Annotated in this window: 23 protein-coding genes and 1 pseudogene; 7 read left to right on the top strand and 17 right to left on the bottom strand. The window is 36.2% G+C overall.

Translation table 11 applies throughout. The features are described 5' to 3' along the window. Positions 1 to 49: 49 nt before the first annotated feature. Complete coding sequence (locus ACJ5H0_RS03655; protein ID WP_172282483.1) at positions 50 to 703, bottom strand: metal-dependent transcriptional regulator; 654 nt, start codon at positions 701 to 703, stop codon at positions 50 to 52. Positions 704 to 788: 85 nt separating this feature from the next. On the opposite strand from ACJ5H0_RS03655, the gene ACJ5H0_RS03650 reads away from it, so the two are divergent. Further along, entirely contained in the window at positions 789 to 1,820 is a 1,032-nt protein-coding gene (locus tag ACJ5H0_RS03650; RefSeq protein WP_411247328.1) for a threonine aldolase family protein, read from the top strand. Positions 1,821 to 1,868: 48 nt separating this feature from the next. Here ACJ5H0_RS03650 and ACJ5H0_RS03645 read toward each other — a convergent pair whose 3' ends face one another. Together ACJ5H0_RS03645 and ACJ5H0_RS03640 are read right to left on the bottom strand one after the other, a co-directional pair. Further along, the gene (locus ACJ5H0_RS03645; RefSeq protein ID WP_273648134.1) at positions 1,869 to 2,198 is read right to left on the bottom strand and encodes a hypothetical protein; all 330 of its coding nucleotides are present in this window, start codon (positions 2,196 to 2,198) and stop codon (positions 1,869 to 1,871) included. Between the two features lie 60 nt (positions 2,199 to 2,258). Continuing rightward, positions 2,259 to 2,759 carry a hypothetical protein gene (locus tag ACJ5H0_RS03640; RefSeq protein ID WP_411247325.1) on the bottom strand — a complete coding sequence of 167 codons (501 nt, stop codon included), beginning with the start codon at positions 2,757 to 2,759 and terminating at the stop codon, positions 2,259 to 2,261. 241 nt (positions 2,760 to 3,000) lie between these two features. On the opposite strand from ACJ5H0_RS03640, the gene ACJ5H0_RS03635 reads away from it, so the two are divergent. Beyond that, on the top strand, positions 3,001 to 3,972 hold the full coding sequence (locus ACJ5H0_RS03635; protein WP_411247323.1) for a hypothetical protein: 972 nt from the start codon (positions 3,001 to 3,003) through the stop codon (positions 3,970 to 3,972). 197 nt (positions 3,973 to 4,169) lie between these two features. Here ACJ5H0_RS03635 and ACJ5H0_RS03630 read toward each other — a convergent pair. The 5 genes and pseudogenes from ACJ5H0_RS03630 to ACJ5H0_RS03610 all read right to left on the bottom strand — a co-directional run bounded on the left by ACJ5H0_RS03630 (position 4,170) and on the right by ACJ5H0_RS03610 (position 6,933). Beyond that, positions 4,170 to 4,728, bottom strand: a pseudogene (locus tag ACJ5H0_RS03630) (DUF4256 domain-containing protein). Positions 4,729 to 4,875: 147 nt separating this feature from the next. Further along, positions 4,876 to 5,289: a DoxX family protein gene (locus ACJ5H0_RS03625; protein WP_411247321.1), complete on the bottom strand. Its 414-nt coding sequence runs from the start codon at positions 5,287 to 5,289 to the stop codon at positions 4,876 to 4,878. Between the two features lie 18 nt (positions 5,290 to 5,307). Continuing rightward, complete coding sequence (locus ACJ5H0_RS03620; protein ID WP_411247318.1) at positions 5,308 to 5,886, bottom strand: YdeI/OmpD-associated family protein; 579 nt, start codon at positions 5,884 to 5,886, stop codon at positions 5,308 to 5,310. 158 nt (positions 5,887 to 6,044) lie between these two features. Beyond that, positions 6,045 to 6,530: an SRPBCC domain-containing protein gene (locus tag ACJ5H0_RS03615; protein ID WP_411247315.1), complete on the bottom strand. Its 486-nt coding sequence runs from the start codon at positions 6,528 to 6,530 to the stop codon at positions 6,045 to 6,047. Positions 6,531 to 6,603: 73 nt separating this feature from the next. Continuing rightward, positions 6,604 to 6,933, bottom strand: a complete 330-nt coding sequence (locus ACJ5H0_RS03610) for an ArsR/SmtB family transcription factor (RefSeq protein WP_172282498.1) — start codon at positions 6,931 to 6,933, stop codon at positions 6,604 to 6,606. 500 nt (positions 6,934 to 7,433) lie between these two features. Between ACJ5H0_RS03610 and ACJ5H0_RS03605 the strand changes: the two genes are divergently transcribed. Next, on the top strand, positions 7,434 to 8,039 hold the full coding sequence (locus tag ACJ5H0_RS03605) for a DUF1062 domain-containing protein (protein WP_411247311.1): 606 nt from the start codon (positions 7,434 to 7,436) through the stop codon (positions 8,037 to 8,039). A gap of 71 nt (positions 8,040 to 8,110) precedes the next feature. Here the strand turns inward: ACJ5H0_RS03605 and ACJ5H0_RS03600 are convergent, their stop codons facing one another. The 7 genes from ACJ5H0_RS03600 to ACJ5H0_RS03570 form a co-directional block, all read right to left on the bottom strand. Next, the gene (locus tag ACJ5H0_RS03600) at positions 8,111 to 8,620 is read right to left on the bottom strand and encodes a DMT family transporter (RefSeq protein ID WP_411247309.1); all 510 of its coding nucleotides are present in this window, start codon (positions 8,618 to 8,620) and stop codon (positions 8,111 to 8,113) included. Positions 8,621 to 9,167: 547 nt separating this feature from the next. Then, complete coding sequence (locus ACJ5H0_RS03595; protein ID WP_411247306.1) at positions 9,168 to 9,578, bottom strand: VOC family protein; 411 nt, start codon at positions 9,576 to 9,578, stop codon at positions 9,168 to 9,170. Between the two features lie 232 nt (positions 9,579 to 9,810). Further along, positions 9,811 to 10,218: a GNAT family N-acetyltransferase gene (locus ACJ5H0_RS03590; protein WP_411247303.1), complete on the bottom strand. Its 408-nt coding sequence runs from the start codon at positions 10,216 to 10,218 to the stop codon at positions 9,811 to 9,813. A 151-nt stretch (positions 10,219 to 10,369) separates the two neighbouring features. After that, a complete protein-coding gene (locus tag ACJ5H0_RS03585) occupies positions 10,370 to 11,230 on the bottom strand; it encodes a PhzF family phenazine biosynthesis protein (protein WP_411247300.1) in 861 nt (286 codons plus the stop codon). Between the two features lie 45 nt (positions 11,231 to 11,275). Then, positions 11,276 to 11,749 (bottom strand): dual specificity protein phosphatase family protein, encoded by a 474-nt coding sequence (locus ACJ5H0_RS03580; RefSeq protein WP_411247296.1) that lies wholly within the window; start codon positions 11,747 to 11,749, stop codon positions 11,276 to 11,278. A 433-nt stretch (positions 11,750 to 12,182) separates the two neighbouring features. Further along, positions 12,183 to 12,980: an SDR family NAD(P)-dependent oxidoreductase gene (locus tag ACJ5H0_RS03575; protein ID WP_411247294.1), complete on the bottom strand. Its 798-nt coding sequence runs from the start codon at positions 12,978 to 12,980 to the stop codon at positions 12,183 to 12,185. Between the two features lie 26 nt (positions 12,981 to 13,006). Further along, positions 13,007 to 13,807: a helix-turn-helix domain-containing protein gene (locus ACJ5H0_RS03570; protein ID WP_411247290.1), complete on the bottom strand. Its 801-nt coding sequence runs from the start codon at positions 13,805 to 13,807 to the stop codon at positions 13,007 to 13,009. 293 nt (positions 13,808 to 14,100) lie between these two features. On the opposite strand from ACJ5H0_RS03570, the gene ACJ5H0_RS03565 reads away from it, so the two are divergent. Both ACJ5H0_RS03565 and ACJ5H0_RS03560 read left to right on the top strand, forming a co-directional pair. After that, on the top strand, positions 14,101 to 14,871 hold the full coding sequence (locus tag ACJ5H0_RS03565; RefSeq protein ID WP_411247288.1) for a T9SS type A sorting domain-containing protein: 771 nt from the start codon (positions 14,101 to 14,103) through the stop codon (positions 14,869 to 14,871). A 158-nt stretch (positions 14,872 to 15,029) separates the two neighbouring features. Beyond that, positions 15,030 to 15,824 (top strand): CPBP family intramembrane glutamic endopeptidase, encoded by a 795-nt coding sequence (locus tag ACJ5H0_RS03560; protein ID WP_411247285.1) that lies wholly within the window; start codon positions 15,030 to 15,032, stop codon positions 15,822 to 15,824. A gap of 122 nt (positions 15,825 to 15,946) precedes the next feature. Here the strand turns inward: ACJ5H0_RS03560 and ACJ5H0_RS03555 are convergent, their stop codons facing one another. Continuing rightward, positions 15,947 to 16,183, bottom strand: coding sequence for a hypothetical protein (locus ACJ5H0_RS03555; RefSeq protein WP_172282450.1), 237 nt, complete (start codon positions 16,181 to 16,183; stop codon positions 15,947 to 15,949). A 502-nt stretch (positions 16,184 to 16,685) separates the two neighbouring features. Between ACJ5H0_RS03555 and ACJ5H0_RS03550 the strand changes: the two genes are divergently transcribed. After that, entirely contained in the window at positions 16,686 to 17,381 is a 696-nt protein-coding gene (locus ACJ5H0_RS03550; protein ID WP_411247281.1) for a VIT1/CCC1 transporter family protein, read from the top strand. Positions 17,382 to 17,408: 27 nt separating this feature from the next. Here ACJ5H0_RS03550 and ACJ5H0_RS03545 read toward each other — a convergent pair whose 3' ends face one another. Beyond that, positions 17,409 to 17,915 (bottom strand): hypothetical protein, encoded by a 507-nt coding sequence (locus ACJ5H0_RS03545; protein ID WP_411247279.1) that lies wholly within the window; start codon positions 17,913 to 17,915, stop codon positions 17,409 to 17,411. 312 nt (positions 17,916 to 18,227) lie between these two features. Here ACJ5H0_RS03545 and ACJ5H0_RS03540 point away from each other — a divergent pair, with 312 nt between their 5' ends. Next, entirely contained in the window at positions 18,228 to 19,151 is a 924-nt protein-coding gene (locus ACJ5H0_RS03540; RefSeq protein WP_411247276.1) for an NAD-dependent epimerase/dehydratase family protein, read from the top strand. Positions 19,152 to 19,178: the final 27 nt, after the last annotated feature.

Genomic DNA, 19,178 nt, shown 5'->3' with positions numbered 1-19,178 from the left:
AGGTGGCCGGATTTTTTCCATGCCACCTTATTTGTGTTATACTTAGGATTTACTTTTTTACCAGTATTTTCTCCGTCGCTTTTTTACTTAGAATTTCTTTTTTTCCTTCGATTTCAATTGTTACGGATTTATCGAAACTCTCAATTTTAATGATCTTTATCTTTGTATTCAGTAATAACTTTCTCTCCGTGAGATAGCTTAAGAAAGCATCATCCGAGAGTGTAACGGATGCAAAAACTACGGTTTCACCGACTTCGCAATTGCTCAGCTTCTGCAGATCCTGAGCAATAATATTTCCATCTTTATCGGGAATAGGCTCTCCATGGGGATCGAATTTCGGATGATCCAGAATTTCATCCATTTTATCAAAAAAGATCTGGGAGTGTACGTGTTCCAATTGTTCTGCAATTTCATGCACATTTTCCCAGCCAAAGTTCATTTTTTTCACCAGAAACATCTCCGTCAACCTATGTTTACGCACTACCAAAGCTGCTTCCCGCCTTCCTTTTTCGGTAACTCGGAGAGGTTTGTAGGTTTCATAAACAACCCAGCTTTTTTCTGCAAATTTTTTCATCATGTTATTAACGCTGGGCATTTTTACATTTAAAAATTTACTCAGTTCGTTAATCGTTACTTTCCCTTCATTATCAACCAAATGAAACAAAGCCTTCAGATAATTTTCTTCTGTTAATGTTGTTTTCAAAATGTTAGACGATTTTACCTACAAATCTAACAAAATATTGTGGAAATGTTGCGCTTGTTGTCTTCAATTTTTTTAATTTTGATCTATGAAATTTTCATTCAAAAACGATTATTCAGAGGGATGTCATCCCAATATTCTACAAGCACTTTTACGTTCTAATCTCGAGCAGGAAGCCGGTTACGGGGAAGACCTTTTTTCTTTAGAAGCTAAACAACTGATCAGAGAAAAAATAGGAAAAAAAGATTCAGAAATTTATTTCGTTTCAGGCGGAACGCAAGCTAACCTGATCGTTATTTCATCTATTTTAAAACCCTATCAGGCTGTAATTTCTGCTTCTACAGGTCATGTTTTAAATAATGAGACCGGAGCTATTGAAGCTACAGGCCATAAGATTCTAGGCATTGAAAAAGCAGACGGGAAATTAACACCGGAAGATATCATAACGGTTTTGGAAAGCCATACCAATGTTCCGCATCAGGTGATGCCTAAATTGGTTTATATTTCCAACTCAACAGAATTAGGAACTATTTACACCACCCGAGAACTGGAGGATCTTTCCGCATTTTGCAAAGAAAGAAGCTTGTATCTTTTTATGGATGGAGCAAGGCTTGGACATGGTTTAACGGCAGAAGTAAGTGACCTGAGTCTTGAAAACGTAGCCCGGCTGACTGATGTTTTTTATCTGGGAGGAACTAAAAACGGAGCTCTGATAGGGGAGGCAATTGTGATCAATAATCCTGTTCTTCAGGAAGATTTTGGGTTCAATATCAAACAGAAAGGGGCTTTGCTGGCAAAAGGAAGGTTGCTTGGAATCCAATTTCTGGAACTGATGAAAGATGATCTGTACTTTGATCTGGCCAGACATGCGAATCGGCAGGCGATGAAAATAAAAAATGCCCTACAGGAAAAAGGAACTGCCTTTTTATCCGTGACTTATACCAATCAGATATTTCCTATTTTGAGTAATGAGCTTATCGATATTTTATCTCAAAAATTTGAGTTTTACATCTGGAAAAAGATCGATGACCAGTATTCTGCAATCCGGTTGATTACTTCTTGGAATACTCCTGACGAAGGCATCAATGATTTTATTGAAATTATTAACAGAGAGTCATAACTAAAAAAACAGCCATATGGCTGTTTTTTTAGTTTGTGTCACGGCTGATTAACCGTGGGGATCTTGCCTAAGTATACGCTTTATACCCGCAACCACTTCATCTTCAAGATGTTTTATTTTATCTTTTTTCATTCTGATATAAATAGCGATCGGAAAAGAGAAGATAAAATAAAATAGAGGGATATCACTGTTGGTTTGTGTAGTAACGGTACCTATTCCCGGATTGGTCGTTATTTTTACATTTCCGGTAAGAGTAAAACCGCTTGTACGAACCTGTAATGTTCCAAAACTTGTCTGAATTTTATATTGAGGAAATATTCTCCTTAAATCTTCAATAAATTCGGACTGTGAAAAAGGCCTGAATTGAAGTGTCTGCATAGAACATGATTTTGGTTTGTATTCTTGGAAAGGCGCTAATGTGATGCAAGAAGCTGTGTCTTATTTTAATGCTTTGGATACAAGCGCACAATCAGCAACATTCATTTTCGGCCCATCTTTGTAAGCAACTTTCTTTTCGTCGGCATACTTACTTTGCCCGCCTTCTTCTTTATGGTCTCCAATTCCTTCAATTAATATATTGTCTTTCTGAATAAAGAAAATATCGCGTTTACTTTTAGTACCTTCCGACTGGAATTCATAAGTGAGTTTTAATGTATCTCCTGATTTAAAGCCTGTTATATCTCCTTTAGAACTGTCCTTTTCGCTGTTTTTATAAGCTAATTTACCTGAGATGGTTCCCAGATTATCATCAATAGATGCAAAAACACTGTCTTTACCAATTACTCCTAAATAGCAAAATGACTTTGTTCCTAATGTATCAACCACCGGCTCTTCAACTGCAACAGAATCGGTTTCCACTTTTGGAGTTACAGGTTCTGGTTTTTTATTGCAATTCATTAAAAAGAATGATAATGAACCCAACATAATTAATTTTTTCATATCCTTAGAATTATATTAAATCAAATTTCGATTTTGCTAAATTAACCAAACTATTTAAATCAAAGATATATTTAATGGAAATAAAATTTATTAAAAAAAAAGTCCCCGAAATACTTGTGTATATCAAATTTTTCCTAATTGCCGAGAATCGCTTAAAAAAAACTTTCCCGGATATTTTCCCGTATATCAAAAACTCATTTAGGCATAAAAAGTGCTTATAAATGGATAATAAAAATCGGATATGATAAAAAGTTTTAAAATATTTTGTCTTGCTTTCATTTTCTTTGGAGCAAGTTCTTTCAAATCTCAAAAACCTCAAAATTATATTTATACTTCTTCAGGTGATCTTCATGATCTGGAAAAAAAGATAAGAAACAAAGAGATCGGAGGAGTTCAAATTGTGTATAATTGGAAATCTTTGGAAAAAGAAAAAGATGTTTATGATTTTTCCCGGATTGAAAATGATCTCAATTTCCTAAGCCAACTCGATAGAAAGTTGTTTATCCAGCTTCAGGACCGCTTTTTTGAACCCGAAGCCCGATACGTTCCGGATTATATATTAAAGGATAAGGAATATAAAGGAGGATTGGTTCCGCAATATGATAACCCTGGTGAAAATAAGCCTGTTGGAAATGGTTGGGTCACCCAACAATGGAATCCCGAAGTTCAAAAAAGATTTCAAAAGCTCATGGGCGCTTTAGCTGAAAAATTTGACGGAAGAATTCAAGGTATTAATTTACCGGAAACATCTATAGACATTGAGATGAAAAAAGATAAAACCGGTTTCAGCTGTGACCGGTATTTTCAGGCAGAGATCGATAATCTAAAGTTTGCAAAAGAGGTATTCAAAAAGTCCAACGTTTTGCAGTATGTCAATTTCTTTCCATGTGAATGGGAAAATGATCATCAATATATGTCCAGGCTATTTAAATTTGCCAAAGAAAATAATGTGGGTTTAGGCGGTCCTGATATTGTTCCCAACAAAAAAGCCCAGATGAAAAATTCCTATCCCTTCTTTAATCAGTATAAAGGACAACTTTCTTTAGTTGCAATGGCAGTCCAGGAGCCAACACTCACGTATAAAAATCCAAAAACAAAGAAACCTTTCACAAAAGAAGAGTTTGTAGAATATGCCGGGAACTATCTGGGTGTGGATATTATCTTTTGGAGCGTGGAAACACCGTGGATAAGGGAATTGAAAGTTGAAGACTGAGGGGGAGGGGAGTTGTATTTGTGTTTGAGGGTTAGAGGGTCTGAGAGCTGCAATAAGGTTCAAGATGTAAAGTTAAGTTAAGAGTTGAAAGTTGAGAGTTATTACAAAATAAATACTCTCAACCTTAACGATATCTAGAACCACCTACCAAATCAAACAACCTCATACCAACCCAGTATTCTACAACCCTAATACTCTCAAACTCTCAAACTCCCACGAAACCCTCTTGCAGCGTAGTATGAATCTGCACCGTTGTGATACATGAAAACCGTATTGTACCGGCGGTCGCAGAAGATGGCGCCTCCCAATTCACGAATTTCAGGAGGTGTCTTTACCCAGCTGGATGTTTTCAGATCAAACTTTCCTAATTCCTGAAGTTGGCGGTATTGTTCTTCAGTTAGTAACTCGATTCCCATTTCTGACGCTTTGTCGATGGCGTTACTTTCCGGCTTATTGGCTTTACGGGATTCCCAGGCCTGGTAATCGTAACATAAGCTTCTTCGTTTTGGACTTTCCGGAGAGCAGTCGACAAAAATGTATTCATCGGATTTTTTATCGTAACCGATGACATCAGGCTCTCCTTCAGTATCTTCCATTTCAGAAAGTGACCATAATTTTTCAGGTTGTGCTTCAAGCCTGGTCTGGATCTTACTCCAGTCAAGGCCTTTGTGGCGGCCGGTATTTTTTTTCAAAACGCGTCTTCAGAATTTTTAAAAGCTCCTGACTCTGTTGTGAAGTTAATTTTTTCTTATTCATATTAATTTGATTTTTTGTTATTCTTTAATGGGATGTGATTTCGTATAACACGTATTTATGAAGTTACTGATTATATGTGTTTTAGGTGTATTTTTTAAAATTTTTGTCTAACTGATCATGCAGATATTTTCAATCAGATTAAAAAACTTACAATACATTATTATTACCAAATCCAACTTTTCGGTCAGCAGGTCTGAAGTAATATGAAATCAGAGTAAGTACCAAAAGCAATAGTGAAGCAAAAATTTTACTTGAATTGTGATCTGAAGCAAGATGGGAAATAATAGCTCCTGACATCACGAAGAAAAATCCTGCATAAGCCCATTCTTTTAATAAAGGATACTTAGGAATAAGTACGGCTATGACACCCAGGATTTTCCATACTCCGATAATGGTCATGAGGTAAGCCGGATATCCAAGGCTGGTAAAGTTTTCCACTTCATCTTTATTTTTTAAAAGCTGAACCGCGGCGGTTGATATCATTCCCAATGCCAGCCAAAGGGTAAATATCCAATAGATGATCTTATTTCTTTTTTCGGATTTGTTTGATTGTGTTTCCATAGTATAATTTTTTTGTGATTAGTCGTTAATTCCTTTACCGTCAAGAATTTGAGGAATGCATTTTTCAATTCTTGATTCACGGGTTTTACTTTGTTTAGCAGAGGAAAAATGGAGTAGGTAGGCCCTTTGTCTTCCCGGTGTTAAGGCTTCAAAGGCTTGTTTTAAAACAGGATCTTTATCCAGCTTCTGTTGAAATTCTTCCACCATTTCGAATTCTTTAGTTTTTTTCATTTCAACTTTAATTCCCGATTCTTCAATTTCAACAGCCTCAAACATGTATTCCCGAAGAATTTTTTCAAGGTCATTAATCTGTTCCAGATCTGTAAAGCGGATTTGTCTTGCGGCCTTTACATTTTCTGTCTGTTGGATCAGGAGTTTATCAGGATCCTTCATTAAAGCACCTTTAAAAAAGAGTAGGGCGCAATAGTCTTTGAACCCGTGGATCAAAAAAATATTTTTTCCTTCATAGGTATAACAGGGACATCCCCATTTTAAATCTTCTACAAGTTCGGTACTTAAAGCAATGGTTCTTAACTTTTTAAATTCTTTTTGCCATTGGCCGGGTTCGTTAAAGAAAAAGTCTGTTTTTGGATTCATGGTGTTTTGTGTTATAGGGTTTGGAGTGGGAGAGTTTTAGGGTTTGAGGGTGGGAGGGTTTGAGTGTGTGAGTGTGTGAGGGTGGGGTTTGCAGGATCCGAATTTTGGGGCTAAAAAGTGAAATGATTATTTTTGCTCTAACCTCTAACCTCTAACCTCTAACCTCTAACCTCTAATTTCTCAATTCCCTTAACCACTTCCTGAAGTCGATTATGGGCCATATTGATTCCCTGGGCAAATGGTAATTTCAGGTGCTGGTCCCTGAAGTCTACCGATTTATAGATGGTTTGGATGGTGATTTTGCTGGTTGTGTCAGTTAATTTTTCAAACTCTAAAAACTCGATCTGAGCGGGGAAGGGTGTATTTTCCATTTGAAAGGTCCGGATTATTTTCTGATCGGGAATGATCTCATGGATCGTTCCGTTGGCACTGAAGATTACGTCGCCCTGCGGGTTTGAGGTTTCAAAACGGTAGCCGCCATGTTGCTTATTTTCCATTTTTACCACTTTAGTTCCCATCCATTGTTCTACCAATTCGGGTTCTGTGTAGGCTTTAAAGAGAAGATGGACAGGAAGATCAAATTCCCTGGTGATGAAGATTTCCTGCTTGCCGTCTTCGGCGTGAATTTTTGTTTTTAGTTCCATGTTTTTGGTTTGAGGGTTTTGGTGTTTGAGAGGGGGAGAGTAAGAGTTGTTAGGTGTAATTATTCATTGCCCATTACTTACTACTTATGTTTTGATATGCTTTCATCACGCTTTCCAGCTTGTTGAATTTCTCATCCCACATTTTGCGGAAGGGTTCTATAAAATCGGCTATTTCTTTCATTTTATTGGGATTTAGGTGGTATATCATTTCGCGGCCGTTTTGTTCCTGGGTTAAAAGTTCACATTCCGTAAGGATCTGTAAATGCTTCGAAACAGTTGGGCGGGCAGTATCAAAATTAGAAGCAATGGCTCCTGCGGTCATCGATTGGGCCGCCACCAACATCAAAATAGATCTTCGGGTAGGATCTGCTATTGCCTGGAATACATCTCTTCTTAAATTCATCGTGTAGTTATTTGACTACAAATATATATGAAGTTATTTAGCTACGCAAATGTTTTCCAAAAAAAAATTGAAATTGTTTTATATAAATCTTTTGTAAAGCATTGGATTGCGGCTTTGAGCCTGGAGACAGGGTAGTTGTAAAGGTTAGGAAAAATCATATTATTCTCAAAAAGGAATCGTAACGAATAAAAAAAACGATCAAATAATCGCTGTTTACAAGAGATTGATTATATTTATATCACAAATCAACGATCATTGAGAACCATTCTTAAACTTATAGTAGCTTAAAATCGGCCTCACAAACCACAGGCTGATTATTTCTTTATTTGGGTAATTCTATACCCGAACAGGTTTTTCATTTAATCATATTATTTATTGGGTTGCTTACAAAGGCAATTGCATGAATTATTTCTACAGTGTCCTGATCATCTTATGGATCAAGACTATAATATTATTAAATGATATCCCAAAATTAATGAAGAATAATAAGCATACTTTAAATGATACAATATATTTGGGAGGTAAAAATAATGAATACTCCCTTTTTAAAAAGAAAATGCAGTCATTGCAGCAGCGACAGATTTTATTGCAGCGAGAAATTCAGGATGAACGCTCAAAAAAAGAATATCGATATATGGTTAATTTACAACTGTTTAAAATGTGGGAGCTCCTATAACATGACGATTTTTTCCCGTATAAAACCAGAGAACATAGATAAAAATCTTTTTAATAAGTTTTCGGAGAATTGTACAAAGACAGCCTGGGATTACGCGTTTTCCAGGGAAACAGCACGGAAAAATAATGTTGAGCTGGATTTTGAGAGTGTCCGGTATGAGCTGGAATATGAAAAGGTTTCAGCAGAAGATATTCTGAATGGTGACCATGATATCATAGCCTTTGAAATTAAATATCCTTTTGATTTTAATCTTAAATTTTCATCTGTTATAAAAAAATGCTTACAGCTTTCGACAAATAAACTGAACCAATTGATCACGGAAGAAGCAATACATATCCCGCAAGGGCCACTGCAAAAGAAACATAAGATTAAGAATAAGGATATAGTACGGATAAACAGAGCAAGATTGAAAAGCATGTATAATAGTTAATTTATCACTATTTTGTGATTTAAATTGATTTAAAAACCCTCTTACTATAAAGGAAGAGGGTTTTGTATATATTATTTTTTCCTGATCGAAATGATGGTCTGTAATACAACAGAAGTAATGATCAGAGAAAGTCCAATATAGAATGAATGATTTACCTGTTTGCTTTCATTAAAGAATAAAAAGGCCATGATAATTGCATAAACAGGCTCCAGATTGAAGGTTAAGTTCACTGTAAATGCAGGGATCTTTTTTAAAACCTCTGCAAATATAACATAGAGACCCACTGTACAAAAAAGAGCCAGGATCATCAGATTACCGATATCTTTCATTCCGGGAATCACACTTTCTACTGGGAAAAAATAAAGATAAACCGGTAGGACAGCTCCCAGGCAAACAGTTCCACTAAGCATCTGGTAGTAATTAATGACTTTGGTGTCATAATGTTGAACCAGGCGCTTGTTGAAAATGGTATACAAAGCGCCAATAGCGGATGAAATAACACCCAAACCAATTCCTAATTGATACGATGTATCAAAATGAAAAATCAGACTGATCCCAAAAACCGTTAATAAACTTAACAACAGCTCGGAAATCTTAAACCGTTCCTTATCGATAAGAGGTTTGAATACGGCAGTAAAAAAAACTGGTCAGACAATAACACACTACACCTATGGAGATATTAGCGTATTTGATACTTGCGTAAAAAAATAACCAGTGCAAGGTAATCAGTATTCCAACTTTGGCTATATGGAATTTTCCCCGGGTTGAAATCGTATAAGGGATTCTCAGCGATTTGAGAATCACAAATAAAATGAGAGTGGAGAATAACAGCCGGTACCAGACCAGAAGACCTTCGTTAAGCGAGATGAGTTTTCCGAATATTCCTGTAAATCCAGCCAGTATAACGGCCAGATGTAATAATACATATGATTTTTTCATGAGACAATTTGCCTTTCTGTAAAGACAAAGATTTTAATTAATAAGTCATTGAATCTGAAGCATTAGAAAACAGCCAATAAAATTTTATCAGCGTTAATACTTCAGTTACACTTTAGAAATATTAAAATCTTGGAGGAGGCAAACAGCTTGAATGGTTCATATTGGATTGTATTGCAGCAAATATAAGAATTAAATCCAGGAATAATACATATGGAATACATTAAAGGTATGGCCGTCAGGATCCGAAAAAACAAATCCATAGTAATGATCTCCGAAACTTTGAGGCGCCGAGACAATGGTGCCACCGGCTTTTTCAACTTCTTTAGCCCAGTCATCTGCCTGATCTTTGCTTTCTGCAGATAGCGTAAAAACAATCTCATGGACTTTCTGGGTGTCGCAGAATTCTAACGGTTTAAGATTGGACTCCAGGATATTTTTGAGGAAAAAATGGATCACAAAATCATTGTTACCAAAGAAAAAGCTTACCAGCTGATCAGAGGTGTGCGGACCATTAGGTTTAAATCCCAAGTCTGTATAAAATTTGTGGGTACGTTCAAGATTGGCTACGGCCAGATTTGACCAGATCATTGTAGGTTTCATAATGATTTTATTTTTTGGTTAGGATAAAGGTATAGGGTTTATAAAGAATCTGCATTGCCATATGGCAAGATTTGTAATGGCTGAGAATCGGATATTTGAAAAGATGACAGAAAGATCAGCGTATGAAGGATAATTACCCCTATTCGGAATGAATTTAAAAAGTCCTATAATTTATATTATGTTAAATTGTATATGCCAGTATAATTTATGTATCTTTTTATAATAAGCATACTTAATAATTTCTTTGAATTATAAATGCTTCAGAAATATTTTTCATTCCAATTTTTTCATAAAATTTAAATGCATTTGCATTTGAATGCAAAATTAGTTTGCATTCATTGCCTGCACTTTCTTTTGTGAGTTCAATTAATTTTTTTCCAATATTCAGATTTCGATATTGTAAGTCAACGCAAAGATCTGAAAGATAGCAACAATAACTAAAGTCGCACAAAGAACGAGCAATTCCAACAAGTTTTGTGTTATCCCAAGCAGAAACTATCAGATTTGCATTAGTGAACATTTTTTGTAAACGAATTTTATCATTCATATCTTCAAGTGGCAAATAATCAGAATCAAATAATAGGGCTATTATTTTTTCAATTTCTATTTCTTTGTTTAATTTATATATTATCTCTTTCATATAATTCCCTATAACGAAGTGTTGTCAAATGCCTTGTCAAATTTATCTGTAAGTTGGCAGAGCCGATTTGTTTTAATTCTTACTAAAGACTTTATGTAAGCCTGATTTTCAATTTTATTTAAATATATATCAGGAGCACATTTGCTCTTAGTTAGATGAATACTTCTCCTTGTGCTATTTTACAGACATCCCCTTCTACAAAAATATGATCCATTTGTTCATTTTCACCGGTGACTATAACTTTAATCTGGCTTGGTCTTCCCAAAAAATGCCCTTGCTCAATAATGATTTCGCTATTTATTTCTGCAATTTTATTCCCAACTAAGTAGGCACCTACAGGACCAGCTGAGCTTCCTGTGGCAACATCTTCTACCCAACCCTGATTATCCCAGGTTCTCCCCTGCTTCCCGATAACATCCAGAACAAATATGAATTTGGCACCAATTTCATTAAGCTTAACTTCTAAATCAGGAATTATAATTTTTGATTTGCCTAATGCACTGGCTTTTACAGGAACTATTAAGTAAGGTAAACCTGTAGAAACCACCTGAAATGGAAATTCTCCGAATTTGTCCTCCATGCTCAGATTTAAATAGCTTAAAAATTCATTTTCTTGTTCTTTTCTTAATACCGTTTTAAATTCCGGAATTCCCTGATTCATTCTTGCTGAATAATAGTTGGGTTTTTTTGTTGTTTCCACAACAACCGGCTTTTCATTAAGCTCAATAGTCCAGCTGTTTCTCTCCTTTTCCGGGGAATAAAGATCGTGAAGCATTGCAGACAAGCCGATTATGGGGTGTCCTGCAAAATCCAGCTCTTCTTCAACTGTAAATATGTATGCTCTGAAAGTGTTCGGATTGATTTTATAATAAAAGATACTTTCAAATTGCTTCATTTCCTGCGTTAGAATATGCATGCTCTTTTTATCAAATTCCTCATTAATCTCAAAAATGGTCAATCCGTTTCCAGAAAATTTCTTTTTTGAGAAAACATCTACATGGTAGTACTTCATTATATTTAATTTTTATTCAGTTTGTTGGATATATTATTTTATCTCTTATAAAGAATCCAGTTTTTTGCCTGATGTTCTTTTCTTGTAATTCAACAGATAAGTTCCTTTGTCCGAATTTTTAGAGAAATTACTACCGAACTCCCAAAGGAAACGGGCATTTGCTCTCGCCTCTTCGTTGGTGAAATTTTCATATTCAATTCTGTATAGTGAGCTGAATAAACGGGAACGCCCAACACCATGATGACAATGGATCAAAACAGGATAATTTTTAGGGTTATCCATAATAGATAAAAACTTTTTTACCGTGCTGTCCTGGGGAATCTGATCGGTGGGCAAATTGAAATAGTGAATACCTGAAAGCTTATCTACGGCATTTTCTTCCGCATTTACCTGTTTCTTTGTTTCCGGATTGAGTTCCGTTTGCTGCAAGCCATCCCGTAGGTCAATAACCGTTTTTATATTGTGACTCTTTAATACCTCCGGTAATTTGTCAGGAGGAATAACTCCTGAATTGTACACCTTGTTTTCTGAAATGGTGACTAAATTATACCGCGCCTTCTTTTGATAAAGGGCACCAACTAAAAATAAAAAAGCTATTATTAAAAGCGGAATTAGTATTTTTTTCAGCGTATTTTTTTTTAAAATTCAGGCTCATGATTGAAGGGTTAAATCTTGTATCGTGGAAAGCTCTAATTTATTTAAAAATATTCATTTTTTCTATAAAAATGTTTTACGTAAAAAACATTTTTGATCTAAGGGCTATCCGGGGTTTATTTGACTTTTTGAAATGCAAATTACTGGTAGTTAGCTTTTAAATATAAAGAAAAGGAGACCAGAAGGTCTCCTTTTTATTTCAATAATTTTCTGTAAATGTCTAAAAGAACCGATGTATTATGCATCAAATGAATTCTACTGATCCGGCAGATCACTCGGGTCTGCCGGATTTTATTATTTACAGGCAACGTATTGTACCGCCGTCTACCCGAAGAACAGAACCACTGATGTAGTCGGCAAAACGACTACAAAGGTATACTACAGCTCCTGCAATCTCTTCGGGTTCACCAAATCTTCCTGTGTCATTCGGGATAAGCTCCTGGACAGCTTTGTACTTGATCTCCTCCATATCTGTTCCCCAATTAAATTTAGGGGCTGCATTTTTGAGCCAGTCTTCCACCATTGGATTGATAATGGCACCCGGCGACACCACATTTGATGTGATGCCCGTATCTTTTAGTGTTCTGGCAAGCGAAACAGACATATTATGACGGGCTGCCAGGGTTGCGTTGTAATGGGGCTGCTCTTTAATCGGTTGTATGCCAAGGCCTCCTCCGATATGGACTACCCTTCCCCAACCCAGATTTTTCATCTGTGGCACAATACGTTGAATCATCCGTACATATGAAACTACATTTGTATTGTAAATATCCAGCCAGTCATCGGCTGTCGCTTCACCCCAGGACTTATGGGAAGTTGCACCTGCATTATTAATCAGGATATCTATCTTTCCAGACTGGAGTGCTTCGGCGGCTACCTGATCTGCTCCTTCATCAGTTGAAAGATCCCCTATAGCAATTTCTGCAGACCCTCCTTTATCGATTATTGCTTTTGCAACGTTCTCGGCACGGCTTTTATCACGGCCATGGATAATTACCATAGCACCTTCACTTGCTAGCATTTTTGCAATAGCTTCGCCGAGGCCGGAGCTTGAACCTGTAATTAATGCTCTTTTTCCTTTTAATTGTATATCCATTATTATTGTATTGGTTTTTATTGATATTATTTTTTATTGGGAGCGTACCCAAATGCTTTTTTATAAGCATATGAAAAATGAGAAAGATCTTCGAATCCCAGATCCAGGTATATATCAGAAGGCCTGTATCCTTTTTCCTCTATCTGATATTGAGCATCTTCCAGTCTTTTTCTGACGAGCCACCTGCGGGGGCTCGTCAGAAAAAGTTTCTCGAAATCTCTTTTGAATCCGGCCAGACTTCTCCCTGTAAGAAAAGCAAAACGTTCAATACTGATATTATATCTGTAATGGCTGTTCATAAATGCCTCGAGATTAATTTTACCCGGCTCTCTGAAATCAAAAAGGATATTCTTAAACTGTGGATTGTTTTTGATCAGTAACATGATCAGCTCCCGGGTTTTTAACATTAGAATATGATGATCAATTTCAGGCTCCTGCAGATAGGGAATCAGAGATTCTGTAAATCCTTTGAGAAGATTGTCGGGACTGATCAAAAGCACTTCTCCTGACAAATTCATTTCATCTGCTATCCACCCATATTGATGACTCATTTCCTTTAAAGTGGTTTGGTCAATATGGATAGCAATTGATTTAAAGCCCTCAGTACCGGTATTTTTAACGTATTTAGCCAGCTGATTCCTTCTGAAGAATCTGAAATCTCCCTGTTGAAATGAATATTTTTTGTTGCCAAGCCATACCTCATGTTTTCCCTGCAGGATATAGCTGAAGATATGGTCGGTTACAAAAGCTTCTCCTTCTACATCAGCTCCCTTATAATCATTTAATATTAATCTTGGTCCTAAAACAGTTGGGTCTTTCTTTTTCATGCTTGTATCATTATTTGCATGGACAAAGTTATGGGGGAAATCAGAGTTTAACTTTGCAGGAAAGCTCAAAATACTTTGTTGAAAAGCTCGGACTGAAGAATGATATGATAATGGTCATATCATTTTTAATATGAGCATTATCGGAGTTTCTTTTAATAGTATGTTATAGACGATTACTACGGAAAACAAGACAGATACTAGACCAGTTTGCTCAGTTGCTAGTTGTTTGTTGGCTGTACCCTATTTAAATCTCAATTTTATTAAAAATATTTTACTAACCTAAATTTAATTGCATGAAAAAACTAATTCTATTTTTATCCTTTATGTCTTTCTTTCAAAGTCAGATAATTGCGCAGATAATTGCTCCTGTAAGAGATACCTATAACATTACTTTTACCAGGGATGACAATTTTATAGGTGAAACCGTACCAGGGCACGCCCATACAAACGTTACCCTGGATATAAAAATTGGTTCTAATATAAGAACAAATACTTTTCTTCCAGATGTTGTTTCCTCAAAGGATTATAATTTTCCTGTGATCTACCTTCTTCCCGGGAGCCCGGCCCCTGTCACCTATGTTAATGTAACTTTTAGTACTCCATCCTTACAAAGCGGATATTATGAGCTTGGAACCCATGTTGGAGATGAGACTATAATTCCTCCTGTGACCTACTATACCGGTCAATTCGGATACGGTGTTGCGATTACCTGTATTGCTACCAATAAATATCTCATGAGAATTACCCGTTTTGAATGTAATCTATGCATTCCGGGAGGTGGTATACCGGTTTCAAAAACAGCAAACCCTCAAAATACACCACTAATAGCTCCAAATCCAAGCATAGGACTTAGCGAATTGTATTATACGGCTGCAGGTAAGGAAACAGTTTCAATAAACATAGCAGATATTAATGGTAAAACAATAAATGCTTATTCTAAGGATTTAGAAGCCGGTTTACAAAAGCTTCCTATTGATATTCAAAATCATTTGAGCGGTACTTATATTGTTCAATGGAGATCCAGTACCGGTAAAACCGGAAGTTTGAAACTGGTTAAAAAATAAATAAATCAAAAAAAAAGCTCTCAATAGTTATCGCTCCTGCATTTTGCAGGAGCTTTTTTATTCAGTTCCAACAGAAAATTCTTAATTGACTTTTTTATTATTATTTTTACTTTCAGAAACCAAGCAGTTATTAGTTTAATTAAAGTATCATCAACCATATGGAAAGAAAAGAATTCGTCAAAACAGGAGTATTATTTTCTGTTTTGATGATGAGCCTCTTCACTCAGCTTATATCTGTTACAGGATTTTTAATTATAACGTTGTTTGCAGCTTTGGTCTATCTGTATACTGTGCTGGAAAAGAACCTGAAATACAACAGGTTTTTATATCATACTTTGGCACTGGTAATTCTAGCTATTTCGATTATTATTTTTCAGCATCTGTTGCCGGGGTTTAATAATGTGCTCATTTTCGACAAAATACAGGTTTCAAAAGACGGTGTCCCTTTCACAATGTACTTTAATATAGATAAAACGTTGGCAGGACTTACCCTGTTGTTATTTGTAGTACCGCCTGGAGCTGGTTTCAGGTCCGCTTTGAAGAAAAGCTGGTCCCTGATTTTGATGACCATTCTTTTGCTGATGGGACTCACACTATTATTTAGTTTTGTAAGAATTGATATTAAATTTCATCAGTATTTCTTTGTATGGGCCTTGAATAACGTGCTGTTTGTCGTCATGGCCGAAGAGGTTTTGTTCAGAGGTTTCTTTCAAAGGCATTTGTCTTTGCTGAATATTAAAAACAGTCAGATAATTGCTGTTGTTATTGCCGGATTAAGCTTTGGAGCGTTGCATTGGGCGGGTGGAATATTGTATGTTCTGTATGCTGCAATAGCCGGGATTATGTATGGTTTAATTTACCAGAGATCAAACAATATACTGGTGAATATATTGAGTCATTTTTTATTGAATATCATTCATATTCTGTTTTTTACCTATCCATTTTTAAAATAAAAGTTTGTCCGTAAATCTCCGGTTCTATACCCGCTGATTAATGTGACCAAGATTTGTATTGCTTATTTCTGAGCATAAAAAAACCGCCCTTTTCGGAGCGGTTATTAGTCTTTAATTTTTTATTAGTTGCAAGTGTTTGCTCCACAGCTAACAACAGTAATGTGTACTACGTTGTTGATTCCGCACTGCACCTGGCAAAGTCCGTTTTCAAGATTTTTGATCACTTGAACAACAGTTCCTCCAACTGCACCACCAACAGCACCGATAGTACCGCCAACGATAGTTCCAACACCTCCTAATACACCACCTACTAATCCTAAGATTGGATCAAGGAATCCATCTCCTGAAATAGTTTTCAATTGCTCTCTGTCTAATTTTTTTTAAATTTTTCATGATATAATTTTTTATGATTAATACATCACTAAGATATGAAAAATTATAATATGACAAATTTTTTTTGAAAAAAATAATTAAATATTCTTATAATTTAATATTCGATTAATATATCGGGTGTTTAGTATGGATATCGTTTTTGTAAAAACACCCTTTCTGAATGCATTTTAACGGATATTAGGGGGCTTTTTTTCCGGAATGAATATTTATTTATAGATCCTGGTTGTAGCGTTGCGTTATTTTAATGTTGTATTATTGTTACAGCTCGCTCCTGTAAAACAATAAATTTCTAAACAAATGTTTGACCCCAGGAGGTGCATGTACTGTTGATTAGAGATTATAAATATTTTTTTCGAAATGATAAATTGTTGAAATGGCGTTTAGCATTGTCTTTTTACTTTTACAAAAGTAGAATACGGTATTATTTCCTTATATTTAAGATGAGAATAACCATTTATTCATTCGTGTATGCATCATCAACAAGAAAAACATTATGTAAACAGGGTTGGTTGGCTGCGGGCAGCCGTTTTGGGAGCCAATGACGGTTTATTATCTACAACAAGCATTGTTATAGGAGTTGCCGCTGCAGAATCACAGCGTAACACGATCATTCTGGCTGCATTAGCCGGGATGATCGCCGGTGCCTTGTCCATGGCTGCAGGTGAATACGTATCGGTGAGTTCACAGGAGGATACCGAGAAAGCTGATCTTCTGCGTGAGAAAAGGGAGTTGGAAGAAATGCCGGAAATGGAACTTAAAGAACTTGCCAAAATATACGAAGAAAGAGGTGTGAGTAAGGAAACAGCAATGCAAGTTGCCGTTGAATTAAGTGAGCACAATGCCCTGGAAGCCCATGCCCGGGATGAATTAGGAATTAATGAGATCAGCCAGGCCAGGCCATTGCAGGCTGCCATTGCTTCGTTGGCATCATTTGCTGTGGGCGCCATGCTTCCCTTTCTTGTATCTCTTTTAGCTCCTATTGATCAGATGGTTTATTTTCAATATGGATTTTCCATTATTTTTCTGATGATTTTGGGAGCTGTTTCTGCAAAAACAGGAGGTTCAAAAATCGGAATTGCTGTGTTAAGGATTTGTTTCTGGGGAACTGCTGCGATGGGGATAACGGCACTGATAGGACATCTTTTTGGAGTAACCGTTTCCTGATATTTGCCAACAGTGACCTCTGCCCTATTATTTCCTTTTGATGCCAATCATTTTTAATGCCGTAGGGCTCAGATAGATCTCATCAAAAACAGTAAGGGATTCAATATCCGTAAACGTTTGAAATTTTGAGTCATTTTTATTGAAAGATAATTCTATCGATTCATCATAGGATGCTGTAATGCGTACGACCGAATACCCATTGTAGGCCACTTTAAAGCCTTCAAAAAAGCAGTTTTGTTCGGCTTTCTTATAGACATTGTATTCTTCAAATCCGCTTACAGCAGGAGTATCATCGGAAAGAACTTCATTGTGCTTAAGCGATTTCCAGGAAGAATAGTTTTTAGGTTCCTTCAAGACATTCCCATTTGGATCTACAGGAACAAACAGGGCAAGCGTTAAGGGATGCCTCAGAAAGTTAGCATAATTTTTCATCAGATTTAATGTCTGAAGATCGGCGTATCCTTCGTTTGAATAATACTCAATGACAAAATCGGTCATTGGGATAAGCTTATGGGAAGCATCATTTGGCATCATTAATATTCTCTTTGTCTCGAATGAATTTGATTGTTGGGCAAATATACAAGTTTAGCATAAATACACCTCCTTCACAACGTTCAAGAATGCGGATTAGTACAGGAATTTCCGGTATTTTTTCTTAGAATAAATAAGGTTAGGAATGGAATTGGGATTTGTAATTACGTTAGAATGATCAACACCTGTGATTGAAATGTGTGTAGGGCAAGAACAGAGATTATGTTACAAATTCAGGTGATCGGGATACAATTTCATTCAGATTATGCCCGAATTTTGCACAGGAATATAAGTCAGAAATAAATACCCATAATTATGCAAACAATATTAGGTGCTAATGGCCAGATTGGCGAAGAACTGGCAAGGGAGCTGAAACGGAATTTCACTTCCGATATCAGAATTGTAAGCAGAAATGCAAAAAAAGTAAATGACACGGATACCGTCTTTTCAGCGGACCTCTCTGTTAAAGAAAATGCGGTTGAGGCGGTGAAAGGAAGTGAAATTGCTTATTTCACACTAGGGCTTCCGATGGACTCGGATCTTTGGGAAAAACAGTTTCTCCTTATTACAAAAAATATAATTGAGGCTTGTAAAGTAAACGGAACCAGGCTTGTATTTTTTGATAATACCTACATGTATCCTCAAAATGGTAACGTTCTTACGGAAGAAACACCGTTTGCTCCTGTGGGTAGAAAAGGAAGAGTAAGGAAGAAAATGGCAGAAATGCTTTTAAAAGAGATGGCAGCCGGAACTATGGATATTGTCATCTGCAGAGCTCCGGAATTCTATGGCCCCGGAAAAACACAGAGCATTACCAACGCTTTTATTTTCGATGCTATTAAAGAGGGAAAAAAACTAAAGGTTCCTTTAAGAGATGATAAGTTAAGAAGCTTAATCTGGACACCCGATGCGAGCAGAGCTACCGCTTTGATTGGTAATACACCCGATGCCTATGGTCAAACCTGGCACTTACCTGTTGATGATCATCGGCTGACTTATAAAGAATTCATTGCTTTAGCTTCGGAAATTTATGGACAGGAATTCAGATATTTTACAATTCCTAAATTTGCTTTCAGGATTGGAGCCCTGTTTAATGAGAAAGCAAAAGAACTGCAGGAACTTCTTCCCAGATATGAATATGATAACCTTTTTGATGATTCAAAATTCAGAAACAGATTCCCGGATTTTGAAGTAACCCCATATCGAAAAGGCATAGAACAGATAAAAAAAGAGCAGTAAAATACACGGTAACTTATAAAACAACAA

Source organism: Chryseobacterium proteolyticum, assembly GCF_046591535.1.
Classification (GTDB): domain Bacteria; phylum Bacteroidota; class Bacteroidia; order Flavobacteriales; family Weeksellaceae; genus Chryseobacterium; species Chryseobacterium proteolyticum.
The sequence above is the reverse complement of the archived record's forward strand: the minus strand, read 5'-3'. Positions and strand labels throughout refer to the sequence as shown.

Coding starts and splice junctions, on each gene's coding strand:
- ACJ5H0_RS03650 (WP_411247328.1), top strand. CDS start 789: ATGAAATTTTCATTCAAAAACGATTATTCAGAGGGATGTCATCCCAAT.
- ACJ5H0_RS03645 (WP_273648134.1), bottom strand. CDS start 2,198: ATGCAGACACTTCAATTCAGGCCTTTTTCACAGTCCGAATTTATTGAA.
- ACJ5H0_RS03640 (WP_411247325.1), bottom strand. CDS start 2,759: ATGAAAAAATTAATTATGTTGGGTTCATTATCATTCTTTTTAATGAAT.
- ACJ5H0_RS03635 (WP_411247323.1), top strand. CDS start 3,001: ATGATAAAAAGTTTTAAAATATTTTGTCTTGCTTTCATTTTCTTTGGA.
- ACJ5H0_RS03625 (WP_411247321.1), bottom strand. CDS start 5,289: ATGGAAACACAATCAAACAAATCCGAAAAAAGAAATAAGATCATCTAT.
- ACJ5H0_RS03620 (WP_411247318.1), bottom strand. CDS start 5,886: ATGAATCCAAAAACAGACTTTTTCTTTAACGAACCCGGCCAATGGCAA.
- ACJ5H0_RS03615 (WP_411247315.1), bottom strand. CDS start 6,530: ATGGAACTAAAAACAAAAATTCACGCCGAAGACGGCAAGCAGGAAATC.
- ACJ5H0_RS03610 (WP_172282498.1), bottom strand. CDS start 6,933: ATGAATTTAAGAAGAGATGTATTCCAGGCAATAGCAGATCCTACCCGA.
- ACJ5H0_RS03605 (WP_411247311.1), top strand. CDS start 7,434: ATGATACAATATATTTGGGAGGTAAAAATAATGAATACTCCCTTTTTA.
- ACJ5H0_RS03595 (WP_411247306.1), bottom strand. CDS start 9,578: ATGAAACCTACAATGATCTGGTCAAATCTGGCCGTAGCCAATCTTGAA.
- ACJ5H0_RS03590 (WP_411247303.1), bottom strand. CDS start 10,218: ATGAAAGAGATAATATATAAATTAAACAAAGAAATAGAAATTGAAAAA.
- ACJ5H0_RS03585 (WP_411247300.1), bottom strand. CDS start 11,230: ATGAAGTACTACCATGTAGATGTTTTCTCAAAAAAGAAATTTTCTGGA.
- ACJ5H0_RS03575 (WP_411247294.1), bottom strand. CDS start 12,980: ATGGATATACAATTAAAAGGAAAAAGAGCATTAATTACAGGTTCAAGC.
- ACJ5H0_RS03570 (WP_411247290.1), bottom strand. CDS start 13,807: ATGAAAAAGAAAGACCCAACTGTTTTAGGACCAAGATTAATATTAAAT.
- ACJ5H0_RS03565 (WP_411247288.1), top strand. CDS start 14,101: ATGAAAAAACTAATTCTATTTTTATCCTTTATGTCTTTCTTTCAAAGT.
- ACJ5H0_RS03560 (WP_411247285.1), top strand. CDS start 15,030: ATGGAAAGAAAAGAATTCGTCAAAACAGGAGTATTATTTTCTGTTTTG.
- ACJ5H0_RS03550 (WP_411247281.1), top strand. CDS start 16,686: ATGCATCATCAACAAGAAAAACATTATGTAAACAGGGTTGGTTGGCTG.
- ACJ5H0_RS03545 (WP_411247279.1), bottom strand. CDS start 17,915: ATGATGCCAAATGATGCTTCCCATAAGCTTATCCCAATGACCGATTTT.
- ACJ5H0_RS03540 (WP_411247276.1), top strand. CDS start 18,228: ATGCAAACAATATTAGGTGCTAATGGCCAGATTGGCGAAGAACTGGCA.